The 9,343-nt window shown below is 69.6% G+C and carries 11 protein-coding genes; 10 read left to right on the forward strand and 1 reads right to left on the reverse strand.

From position 1 onward, the window contains the following. Window positions 1-53 precede the first annotated feature (53 nt). Window positions 54-656, reverse strand: a complete 603-nt coding sequence (locus ACQ86M_RS05030; protein ID WP_431247276.1) for a peptidoglycan DD-metalloendopeptidase family protein — start codon at window positions 654-656, stop codon at window positions 54-56. 333 nt (window positions 657-989) lie between these two features. On the opposite strand from ACQ86M_RS05030, the gene ACQ86M_RS05035 reads away from it, so the two are divergent. The 10 genes from ACQ86M_RS05035 to ACQ86M_RS05080 all read left to right on the forward strand — a co-directional run bounded on the left by ACQ86M_RS05035 (window position 990) and on the right by ACQ86M_RS05080 (window position 9,305). Next, window positions 990-2,426, forward strand: coding sequence for a sugar porter family MFS transporter (locus ACQ86M_RS05035; protein ID WP_431221008.1), 1,437 nt, complete (start codon window positions 990-992; stop codon window positions 2,424-2,426). A gap of 217 nt (window positions 2,427-2,643) precedes the next feature. After that, entirely contained in the window at window positions 2,644-3,588 is a 945-nt protein-coding gene (gene rpsB / locus ACQ86M_RS05040) for a 30S ribosomal protein S2 (RefSeq protein ID WP_431247277.1), read from the forward strand. Between the two features lie 50 nt (window positions 3,589-3,638). After that, the gene (gene tsf / locus ACQ86M_RS05045) at window positions 3,639-4,469 is read left to right on the forward strand and encodes a translation elongation factor Ts (protein WP_431247278.1); all 831 of its coding nucleotides are present in this window, start codon (window positions 3,639-3,641) and stop codon (window positions 4,467-4,469) included. A 107-nt stretch (window positions 4,470-4,576) separates the two neighbouring features. Beyond that, a complete protein-coding gene (gene pyrH, locus ACQ86M_RS05050) occupies window positions 4,577-5,290 on the forward strand; it encodes a UMP kinase (RefSeq protein WP_431247279.1) in 714 nt (237 codons plus the stop codon). Between the two features lie 56 nt (window positions 5,291-5,346). Beyond that, window positions 5,347-5,901 carry a ribosome recycling factor gene (frr, locus tag ACQ86M_RS05055; protein ID WP_431221012.1) on the forward strand — a complete coding sequence of 185 codons (555 nt, stop codon included), beginning with the start codon at window positions 5,347-5,349 and terminating at the stop codon, window positions 5,899-5,901. Between the two features lie 41 nt (window positions 5,902-5,942). Further along, window positions 5,943-6,929: a phosphatidate cytidylyltransferase gene (locus tag ACQ86M_RS05060; RefSeq protein ID WP_431247280.1), complete on the forward strand. Its 987-nt coding sequence runs from the start codon at window positions 5,943-5,945 to the stop codon at window positions 6,927-6,929. Between the two features lie 12 nt (window positions 6,930-6,941). Then, a complete protein-coding gene (locus tag ACQ86M_RS05065; RefSeq protein ID WP_431221014.1) occupies window positions 6,942-7,487 on the forward strand; it encodes a DivIVA domain-containing protein in 546 nt (181 codons plus the stop codon). Window positions 7,488-7,571: 84 nt separating this feature from the next. Further along, entirely contained in the window at window positions 7,572-8,246 is a 675-nt protein-coding gene (locus ACQ86M_RS05070) for a lytic transglycosylase domain-containing protein (protein WP_431247281.1), read from the forward strand. 22 nt (window positions 8,247-8,268) lie between these two features. Beyond that, the gene (locus tag ACQ86M_RS05075; protein ID WP_431247282.1) at window positions 8,269-8,568 is read left to right on the forward strand and encodes a hypothetical protein; all 300 of its coding nucleotides are present in this window, start codon (window positions 8,269-8,271) and stop codon (window positions 8,566-8,568) included. Beyond that, complete coding sequence (locus tag ACQ86M_RS05080; protein WP_431247283.1) at window positions 8,565-9,305, forward strand: alpha/beta hydrolase; 741 nt, start codon at window positions 8,565-8,567, stop codon at window positions 9,303-9,305. Before ACQ86M_RS05075 ends, ACQ86M_RS05080 begins: the two co-directional genes overlap by 4 nt. Window positions 9,306-9,343 lie beyond the last annotated feature (38 nt).

A 9,343-nucleotide genomic window follows, 5' to 3' on the forward strand; every position in this document is an offset into this window, starting at 1 on the left:
CGCCCGCCTGATCCGCCGCCTGATCCGTCCACCGGGTTGCTGCTCCCCCTGGGCTACGGGCCGCCCAGGGGGAGCAGCACGGCAGGTGGCACGCGGCCGAGGAACAGCAGGGGCGACACGTACTCGCCGTCCACCCTCACCCCGAGGTGCAGGCACCGCGCCTCGCAGTGTCCGCCCGAAGCCACGACGCCGACGGCGGCGCCTCGGGCCGCCACGGATCCCGGGCGGAGCTCGGACGCCACCGGCTCGTAGCTGGACAGCACTCCGCCGCCGTGATCGAGGGTGAGCACCGGCCGATCGACGACGACCCCCGAGAAGCGCACCACGGCGTCGTCCGGTGCGACGACGACGGTGCCCGCCGCGGCGGCGAGATCGATCCCGCGATGACCCGCCGCGTACCGCGTCGAGGGCGCAGCATACGGAGCGACGAGGATGTGCGACGCCAGCGGCCAGGTCCAGGTGCCGCCCGAGGTCCCGGCCGCCGTCGGCGCCGCGCGCCCCGCGTCGGCACCAGCGGCCCTGCCGCAGCCGACCCATCCCACGGACGCGACCACGGCGATCGCGCACATCAGCCACCGAAGCAGCGAGGCCGCCCCCGACCGGGGCCCGGGAGCGCGCTCGCGAACCCCTCCGATCCGGCTCGCGTCCGCTTGCATTCGCACATCCATCCCTTCTGGCTCGTCCTTCATTGCGCTCCCTTCCGTCCGGCCCGTTCCTGGCCACCTCCACCCTGCGTCCGTCCGGCACCAGCCGGGCCGCGTCGCCGGAATCCGTGGACAACCGGTGCACCCGCGCGCCTGTGAGCACCTGCGCCGGTCGATGGTTCTCCCCGGCCGCTTCGCGGCGTACCGTGTTGTTCGCCCGCGCGCGGCCCTCCGGGGCGGCCACCAGAAACGGGGCGGCACAACCGAAAAAGGGATGACATGTCTGAACAACGCAGGAACGTAGGCACACCGACGGAGGAGAACGCGCCGCGGCCTACCGCGGCGATGCGACGGAGGGTCACCGGGCTGGCGATCGCCGCCGCGGTCGGCGGGTTCCTGTTCGGCTTCGACTCGTCCGTCATCAACGGGGCCGTCAACTCGATCCAGCACAACTTCGCGCTGAACGCCTTCGTCACCGGCTTCATCGTCGCCATCGCGCTGCTCGGCTGCGCCGTCGGCGCCTTCATCGCGGGCCGGCTGGCCGACCGCTGGGGGCGCCTGAAGGTCATGCTGCTGGGGGCCGTGCTGTTCCTGGTCAGCTCGATCGGAGCCGGCCTGGCGTTCTCGGCCTGGGATCTCGGCCTCTGGCGCATCGTCGGCGGCCTGGGCATCGGCATCGCGTCCGTCGTCGCCCCGGCGTACATCGCCGAGATCTCGCCGCGTCAGTCACGCGGCCGCCTGGCGTCGCTGCAGCAGCTCGCCATCACGATCGGTATCTTCGTCGCCCTCCTCTCCGACGCATTGCTGGCCGGAATCGCCGGTTCCGCATCCAAGGAGCTGTGGTTCGGCCTCGAGGCGTGGCGGTGGATGTTCCTCGTCGGCGTCATCCCGTCGGTCGTGTACGGCGTCCTCGCGCTCACCCTTCCGGAGTCGCCGCGCTACCTGCTCGCCACCGGGCGGCACGACGAGGCGCGCGAGATCTTCGCGACCCTGGTGCCCGAAGGGGATGTGGACCGCCAGATCGGCGACATCGAGAACGCGATCAAGGAGGACAAGGAGGGCGCGAAGGCGACCCTCGCCGGCAACCGGTTCGGGCTCAAGCCGATCGTCTGGATCGGCATCATCCTGTCCGTGTTCCAGCAGTTCGTCGGCATCAACGTGATCTTCTACTACTCGACGACGCTGTGGCGGGCGGTCGGGTTCACGGAGCAGAACTCGCTGCTGATCACCGTGATCACCTCCGTCACCAACGTCGTCGTGACGATCGTGGCCATCCTGCTCGTCGACCGCGTCGGCCGCCGCCCGATCCTCCTCACCGGCTCGGTCGGCATGGCGCTCTCGCTCGGTGTGATGGCCCTGGCCTTCACCTTCGCCGTCAAGGAGAACGGGGCGGTGAGCCTGCCGAACCCGTGGGGTCCGATCGCCCTCATCGCGGCGAACGTGTTCGTGGTCTGCTTCGGTGCGTCGTGGGGTCCGCTGGTGTGGGTGCTCCTCGGCGAGATCTTCCCGAGCCGGATCCGCGGCAAGGCCCTCGGTGTGGCGGCCGCGGCTCAGTGGATCGCGAACTTCCTGGTGACCATCTCGTTCCCGCCGATGTCGGACTTCTCCCTGCCGTTCACGTACGGGATGTACGCGATCTTCGCGGCACTCTCGTTCTTCTTCGTGTTCTTCAAGATCCCGGAGACGAACGGCATGGCGCTGGAGCAGGCGGAGACGCTCTTCAAGAACGCGGGCGGCCGAGCGCGCGGCCCGCAGGTGCGCTCCAGCGGCGACTCGGCCTAGCCCCTTTCCTGCTAAGCTGTCTGAAGCACTCCGCTCGTCGGGGTGACTACGCGTGCCCGAATGCCTGAGCGGTCGATTCCGCAGCGGCGGGACGCGCATCCACCGGTCTCCTCTTCTCCTCGGTTCGCCGCGGGTCAGGGGTGCGGATGCGCGCCGGGGCACCAGGAGTGACGGCCGCCGGCCGTCGCAGACAACCGCAACCGTAAGGAGAACGGCAATGGCCGTCGTCACCATGCGCCAGCTGCTCGACAGCGGCGTCCACTTCGGGCACCAGACCCGCCGCTGGAACCCGAAGATGAAGCGCTTCATCCTCACCGAGCGCTCGGGCAGCTACATCATCGACCTGCAGCAGTCCCTCGCGTACATCGACAAGACGTACGACTTCGTGCGCGAGACCGTCGCCCACGGCGGCACCATCCTCTTCGTCGGCACCAAGAAGCAGGCCCAGCAGGCGATCGCCGAGCAGGCGACCCGCGTCGGCCAGCCGTACGTGAACCAGCGCTGGCTGGGCGGTCTGCTGACCAACTTCTCGACCGTGTCCAAGCGCCTCGCCCGCATGAAGGAGCTCGAGGAGCTCGACTTCGAGGGCACCACCAGCGGCTTCACCAAGAAGGAGCTGCTGATCAAGAAGCGCGAGCTGGACAAGCTCCACAAGTCGCTCGGCGGCATCCGCAACCTGTCGAAGACCCCGAGTGCGCTCTGGGTGGTCGACACCAAGAAGGAGCACCTCGCGATCGACGAGGCCAAGAAGCTGGGCATCCCGGTGATCGGCATCCTCGACACCAACTGCGACCCCGACGAGGTGCAGTACCCGATCCCGGGCAACGACGACGCGATCCGCTCCGTCACGCTGCTGACCCGCATCGTCGCCGACGCGGCGGCCGAGGGCCTCATCCAGCGTCACCAGAAGCCGGAGGAGGGCGCCGAGCCCGCCGAGCCGCTCGCCGAGTGGGAGCAGGAGCTGCTGCAGCAGTCCTCCGAGGAGGTCCAGGCGAGCGCCGAGACCGCCAAGGCCGCTGACGCCGACCTGGCCGCGGCCAAGGCCGACTCCGCCGATGTCATCGCCGAGGGCGAGGCCGACGCCGAGGCTGCCGACACCGTCGCCGAGGCCGAGGCGGACGCCGCCGCCGCCGAGGCGACCGAGGACACCGAGTCCAAGTAACCCCGCGCCCACGTAGAAGTCTTCGAGTAGAAGAAGGTTCCAGTCAGAACATGGCAAACATCAGCATCGCCGACATCAAGGCTCTCCGCGAGCAGCTCGGCACCGGCATGGTCGACACCAAGAAGGCGCTCGAGGAGGCCGACGGCAACGTCGAGAAGGCCACCGAGATCCTGCGCCTGAAGGGTGCCAAGGGCAACGCGAAGCGCGCCGACCGCTCCACGAGCGAGGGCCTCGTCGCAGCCAAGGAGAACGGCAACGGCACCGCCACGATGATCGAGCTCGCCTGCGAGACCGACTTCGTCGCCAAGGGCGAGAAGTTCGTCGCGCTGGCCGACAAGGTCCTCGACGCGACCGCAGCCGCGGGCGCCACGACCGTCGAGGAGGCCCTCGCGGCCGCCGCCGGCGGTCAGACCGTCGCCGAGCTCATCGGTGACGAGGCCGCCATCCTCGGCGAGAAGGTGGAGCTCCGCCGCATCGCCGTCGTGAACGGCGAGAACTTCGCGATCTACCTGCACAAGACCTCCAAGGACCTGCCTCCGCAGGTCGGTGTCGTGCTCGGCTACGCCGGCGACGACGCGGAGACCGCTCGCAGCATCGCGCAGCACATCTCGTTCGCGAACCCGACCTACCTCGCCCGCGAGGACGTCCCGGCCGCCGAGGTCGAGAACGAGCGTCGCATCGTCGAGGAGATCTCGCGCAACGAGGGCAAGCCCGAGGCCGCGCTCCCGAAGATCATCGAGGGCCGCCTGGGCGCCTACTTCAAGCAGGTCGCCCTGCTCGAGCAGGAGTACGCCCGCGACAACAAGCTGACGATCAGCCAGGTGCTGAAGGACGCAGGGCTGACCGTGTCCGGCTTCGCCCGGTTCAAGGTCGGCGCGTAAGCAGACGATGAAGGAGTCCGGATCGTGAACAACGGTCCGGACTCCTTTTCTGTGCACGCCACCCACTAGCTTTAACCAGAAGTCACACGGAAGGACGCTTTTCACCTATGTCGGCAGTCACCAAGAGACGCAGGGTCCTTCTGAAACTGAGCGGCGAGGCGTTCGGCGCCGGCCAGCTGGGCGTCAACCCGGACATCGTCAGCAGCATCGCCCGCGAGATCGCGCAGGCCGCTCAGGATGTGGAGATCGCCATCGTCGTCGGTGGCGGCAACTTCTTCCGCGGCGCCGAGCTGTCCCAGCGGGGCATGGACCGCGGACGCGCCGACTACATGGGCATGCTGGGCACGGTCATGAACTCGCTCGCCCTGCAGGACTTCCTGGAGCAGGCGGGCGCCGAGACACGCGTCCAGTCGGCCATCTCGATGACCCAGGTCGCCGAGCCGTACATCCCGCGCCGCGCGGAGCGTCACCTCGAGAAGGGCCGCGTCGTGATCTTCGGCGCCGGGGCCGGTCTGCCGTACTTCTCCACCGACACGGTCGCCGCCCAGCGCGCCCTCGAGATCAGCGCCGACGTCGTGCTCGTCGCCAAGAACGGCGTCGACGGGATGTACGACGACGACCCGCGCACCAACCCGGACGCCCGCAAGATCGACCAGATCACGCACCAGGAGGCGCTGCAGCAGAACCTGAAGGCGGTCGACTCGACCGCGCTCAGCCTCTGCATGGACAACGGGATGCCGATGCGCATCTTCGGCATCGAGCCGGCCGGCAACGTGACCGCCGCGCTGCTCGGCGCCGAGATCGGGACACTGCTCGGCTGACCGCCGCGGCCCGCGCAATAGACTAGACACCGACCCACCGATCTGAAGGAGACACCGTGATCGCGGATGTGATTTCCGATGCCCGCCAGCGCATGAGCAAGACCGTGGACGCGGCGAGGGAGGATTTCGGCACCGTGAGCGCGGGCCGGGCCAACCCGGCACTGTTCCAGAAGGTGCTGGTGGACTACTACGGCTCTCCGACGCCGCTCGCCCAGCTCGCCGGCCTGCAGAACCCGGAGGCGCGCGTCCTGCTCGTCACGCCGTACGACAAGTCGGCCCTCAAGGAGATCGAGAAGGCCATCGTCAACATGCCGAACCTGTCGGCGAACGTCGGCAACGACGGCGAGATCGTGCGCGTGACGCTCCCTGAGCTCACGGAGGACCGCCGCAAGGAGTTCGTCAAGATCGTCCGCGGCAAGGGCGAGGACGCCAAGGTCGCGCTGCGCAACATCCGCCGCAAGGCGAAGGACGACCTGGATGCGCTCAAGGGCGAGGTGGGCGACGACGAGGTCTCGCGCGGCGAGAAGGAACTCGAGACGCTGACGCGCACGCACGTCGACGCCGTCGACGAGGCGCTGAAGCGCAAGGAAGCCGAACTGCTCGAGGTCTAGCCGATGAGCGACGACAGCAGCTCCGGTCCGCCGATCCCCCGGTGGCGGCGACGCCCCCGGCAGGCGGGGTGCCGCCACGTCGCACGAAGCCGCGCTCACGCGACGAGCTCCGGGCGCAGGTGCAGGCGACGCGCGCCGATTTCGAGCGGCAGGTGCAGGTTCGCAAGGCGCAGCTCGACGCGACCAACGAGCGGATCGCCGCGCGCACCGGCCGAAACCTGGTCCTCGCGATCGTGATCGGCCTCGCCGTCGGCGCTCTCGTCGTGGTGAGCCTCATCTTCATCAAGCAGCTGTTCCTGGTCTTCGGGATGGCGATGGTGGGCTTCGCCGCGTTCGAGCTCACCCAGGCGCTCCGCGGGGCGGGGCGGCGCGTGCCGCGCATCCCCACGGTCGTGGCTGCGGTGGGGATCATCCCGGCCACGTTCCTGCTGCACGCGGGCGGTCAGCTGGTCGCCCTGTCGGCCGGAATCGTCCTCGTCGTCGTCTGGCGGCTGGTCGAGCAGCTGGTCGTCCCGGCCTGGAGGCGGGCCGGAGCGGCGCTCGGCACCGACCTGTTGTGGTCGGTCTTCGTGCAGCTGTACATCACGCTGCTGGGCAGCTTCGCCATCCTGCTGCTGGCGGAGCCGGGCGGCGAGTGGTGGGTGCTCGCCTTCCTCATCCTGACGGTGTCGGTCGACACGGGCGCGTACGTCAGCGGCCTCTCCTGGGGCAAGCACCCGATGGCCCCGACGATCAGTCCCAAGAAGACGTGGGAGGGGTTCGCCGGAGCGGCCGTGGCCGCAATGGTGGCCGGAGTCCTGCTGTCCCTGTTCATGATCGGCGAGCCGTGGTGGTTCGGCATCATCCTCGGGATCGTGATCCTGCTCGCGGCGACGGCAGGCGACCTGGTGGAATCGCTGATCAAGCGCGACCTCGGTATCAAGGACATGAGTTCGTGGCTCCCGGGTCACGGGGGATTCCTCGACCGGCTGGACTCCATCCTCCCGTCCGCTGCGGTCACGTACGTGCTGTTCCTGATCTTCCGATGACAGAATGGGGGAGTGAGCACCTTCCCCCGCAGCCCCCGGTCCCAGCCGGGCTACGACGTCGAGCAGGTGGATGAGTTCCTCTCGACAGCGCGCCGAGCCTACGACGGCGACGAGTCGGCCCCCGACCTCACGTCCGCGGACATCCGCCATACGGCCTTCGCGATGATGAAGGGCGGCTACTCCACGACGCACGTCGATGCGGCCCTCGAGCGGCTGGAGGACGCGTTCTCCGCCCGGGAGCGCGAGGCGGCCCGCGCGCGGAAGGGCGACGCCGCCTGGTTCGAGGAGGCGCGCACGACGGCGCAGGTCATCCTCAACCGCCTCGACCGCCCGCTGGGGCAGCGGTTCGAGCGGGTGAGCTTCCTCACGCTCGGCTACAACCGCAACGACGTCGACCGCTTCGCCAACCGCCTGGTGCGCTATTTCCAGGACGGCCGGCCGATGAGCGTCGAGGAGGTGCGGACCGTCACCTTCCGCGAGCAGCGCGGCGGTTACCGGGAGGTGCAGGTCGATCTGCTGCTCGATTCCGTCACCGATGTCATGCTGGCGGTTCGCTGAGTGCGGGCGCCGGTTCTTGGGTTTTCGGGCGATCTCCGTTATCGTTCTGTGATCGTGGGTAGACGAGCAGCAGACGCAGACATCATGCCGCTGACTCCGGCCAACCCGGTCGGCGTGGCGTTCAAGCGTTCCCGGCGACCGCACATCCGGTCGCGGGCGGCCGTCATGGGCTTCGCTTTCGCGGCTGTCGCCGGGTTCGCCCTGGTGAACGTCGTCGATCCGTTCTCGGGTGCGACGACCACTCCGGCGTATGCGGAGGCCCTGCAGAGCATCCCGACGACGCAGCGGTTCGAGGGCGCGCCGTCGCAGAACCTGACCGCGCCGGACTCGGCCGCGCTGACGATCACGCGCGAAGCGGTGACCGTCAAGGAGAAGCCGAAGCCCACACCGACACCGACGCCCACTCCGACCGAGACGTCGTCGAAGAAGTCCACCTCTTTCAGCGCTCCCTCCGCTCCCATCCCGAGCCCGGGAACCGCGAAGGACATCGCCTACCAGATGCTGCAGCAGCGCGGCTGGGGCGACGACCAGTGGGGCTGCCTCGACCAGCTGTGGACGCGCGAGTCCGGCTGGCGTGTCAACGCCTCCAACCCGAGCGGCGCCTACGGCATCCCACAGGCGCTCCCCGGCAGCAAGATGGGCCCGGGCTGGGAGACCGACGCGTCGGTGCAGATCAACTGGGGCCTCGGCTACATCGCCGGCCGCTACAGCACGCCGTGCGGCGCCTGGGCTCACTCCGAGTCCGACGGCTGGTACTGACCCGCGCGTTTAGACTGGGGGCATGCCGCGCTCGAACCGTCCCCGTGGCCGCGCAGGCGGCCGCCGGGAGGATGAGCCGGACGGCCTCGACCGCCTGCTGGCCGGGTGGAGGCGCACCGAGACCCGCCGTGGCGTGGAGTGGAACGTGCAGCCGGTGTCGGCCGTCCAGGCGCAGAAGACGTACGTCTGCCCGGGGTGCGGCCGCGACATCCTGCCGGGCACCGCGCACCTGGTCGCCTGGCGCGCCGACGGTGTGCTCGGCGACACCGCCGACCTGGCCGCCCGGCGGCATTGGCACGAGTCCTGCTGGAGGATCGCATGAGCACTGAGGGTACGACGATCGAGATCCGCGGCGGCGTGGAGCTTCCCGCCCGCCGTGAGGACGTCGAGCTGCACACCGCCGACGGGCTCACTCTCGTAGGCGAGCTGGCCATGCCGGTGGACCGTGACCCCGTGGCGACCCTGGTCACCCTCCACCCGCTGCCGACGCACGGCGGGTTCATGGATTCGCACATCCTGCGCAAGGCCGCGGGGCGGCTCCCGGCCCTCGCCGATATCGCCGTCCTACGGTTCAACACCCGCGGGACGGTGTCGCCGCGGGGCCGCAGCGAGGGCGCCTTCGACGGCGGCATGGGGGAGCGCTACGACGTTGCTGCCGCGATGGCGTTCGTCGCCGAGCGCGGACTGCCGCACCCGTGGCTGGTGGGCTGGTCGTTCGGCACCGAGCTGGCGCTGATGTACGGCCGCGACTTCCCGGTCGACGGCGTCATCCTGCTCTCGCCGCCGCTGCATCGGGCGAAGCCGGACCACCTGGCCGCCTGGTCGGGCGACACGCGCCCGATCGTTGCGCTCATCCCGGAGCACGACGACTTCCTGCGGCCGGCGGAGGCGCGCGAGCGGTTCGCGCCGCTCCCGCAGATCGAGTTGGTCGAGGTGGAGGGTGGCAAGCACCTGTGGGTGGGGGAGAACCAGACCCGACGTGTGCTCGACGAGATCGTGCGGCGCGTCAATCCGTCGGCGCTGCCGTTGCCGACGGAGTGGCCGGCCGCGTCGGCCTGAGCGCGGGATCGAGGCTGAGCCAGAACCTGACCCCGCGG

Source organism: Leifsonia xyli subsp. cynodontis (assembly GCF_050632205.1).
Classification (GTDB): domain Bacteria; phylum Actinomycetota; class Actinomycetes; order Actinomycetales; family Microbacteriaceae; genus Leifsonia; species Leifsonia xyli_D.